Annotated in this window: 1 protein-coding gene and 1 pseudogene; both read right to left on the reverse strand. The window is 66.5% G+C overall.

What is annotated here, in order from left to right; translation table 11 throughout:
• Positions 1 to 1,405: aspartate aminotransferase family protein (locus tag EN750_RS33010; protein WP_145968146.1), on the reverse strand; the 1,405-nt coding region annotated here is incomplete at its 3' end.
• Positions 1,406 to 1,418: 13 nt separating this feature from the next.
• Positions 1,419 to 1,707, reverse strand: a pseudogene (locus tag EN750_RS33015) (pyridoxal-phosphate dependent enzyme); the annotation flags it as partial.

Genomic DNA, 1,707 nt, shown 5'->3' on the forward strand with positions numbered 1-1,707 from the left:
GTGTGCGATGATTGGTGATCGCCACGCGCAACCAGTGCTCGCCATGCACCGTGGTGTCCGAAAGGGCCGCAATGCCCTGTTCCTGCAGCCGCAGCATGACCTCCGTGTTGAGCGTCTTCAGAGCCTCGCCTGTCAGACCGGGCTGATAGCGGAAGCAGACGATGTTGACGGTCGGCGATGCCGCCAGCTGCAATTGTGGCGCGGCCTCGATCAAGCCGGCAAGATAGACAGCCTGGGCAATGTTCTGGTCGATCAGGCGGCCGAATTTCTCGACGCCGTGCTCCTTCAGCGCCATCCACACCTTCAGCGCGCGGAAACCGCGCGACGTCTGCAGGCCGTAGTCGTGCAGCCATTCGCCGGAAGCGAGGCCGCGCGGCGTCGATTCCAGATATTCCGGCGTCACAGCGAAGGTCCCGCGATGCGCGGCGGCATCCCTGACCAGGGCGCAGCCGACCTCAAATGGGGCGTGCAGCCATTTGTGCGGATCGAGCGCGACCGAATCCGCCCGTTCGATGCCGGCGACGCGATGCGCGTTTTCAGGCGCAATGGCGATCAGCGCGCCGATGCAGCCGTCGACATGGAACCAGAGGCCTTCCTCATGTGCCAGCTTCGCAAGCGCCTGCAAATCGTCGATCGCCCCGGTGTTGACGGTGCCGGCCGTACCGATGACGCAGGCCGGCTTGAACCCTGCTGCGCGGTCCTCAGTGATCGCCGCACGCAAGGCAGCGATATCGATGCGCAGCCCGCTATCGGTCGGGATGCGGCGCAGTGCCCGGTTGCCGAGGCCGAGTGCCTCCATCGCCTTGCGGTGGCACGAGTGTATCTGCTCCGAGCCGTAGAAGCGCAGCGGCTTCTCGATGGCAGCAACGCCATGCTCGCGCACGTCGATGCCGGCCTTGACGTTGCGCGCCACGGTCAGCCCTATGATGTTGGCCATCGAGCCGCCGCTGACCAGCGTGCCGGCGGCAGAAGCCGGAAAGCCCAGCATCTGCTTGCACCAGTTCACCACCTGGCTGTCCATCAGCCCGGCCGCGTGGTTGCCGCCGCCGAGGTTGGAGCCCTGGATGGCCGCCAGGAAATCGCCGAGCGCGCCGGTGAAGTTGCTCGACCCCATGTACCAGGACCAGAAGCGCGGATGGGTGTTGCCCATCGGATAGGACATCACCGTGCGCGAGACCTCGCCATAGACGGCGGCAAGCGGTGCCGGCGAACGCGGCAGCGGTGCCGCGAAGGCCTCTCTCACATCGGCCGGCATCTCCCGCCAGACCGGGCGGTCGCGCACATCGCGGAGATAATCGACCGCATCGTCGATGACGCGGTGCGACAGGGCCTGTACATCGGCCCAGTCCGGGGGATCGAGCGTTTCCTCGGCCACCAGGCCGAGGTTTTCTTGCATGGCGTCCATACCAGATCTCCCGTCAAGTCGCCGGGAACTGGCAGCCGGGCGTCGAGCGCGACAGGGCGGCCTCCTCGGCATCCATCTCGGCCTCGATGCCATCGAACAGCGGCGTCGACATGTAGCGCTCGCCGGTGTCGGGCAGCATGCACAGGATCACCGCCCCGGCCGGCGCCTTCTCCGCGACCTGCCGTGCCACGGCGAAGGTGGCGCCGCCGGAAATGCCGGTGAAGATGCCCTCTTTCCGCGCCAGTTCCCTGGCCCATTTGATGCCCTCGGGCCCGGCGATCGGCATCACCTCGTCATAGAGG

Origin of the sequence: Mesorhizobium sp. M7A.F.Ca.ET.027.03.2.1, assembly GCF_003999175.1 — a bacterium.
In the GTDB taxonomy this organism is placed as follows: Bacteria; Pseudomonadota; Alphaproteobacteria; order Rhizobiales; family Rhizobiaceae; genus Mesorhizobium.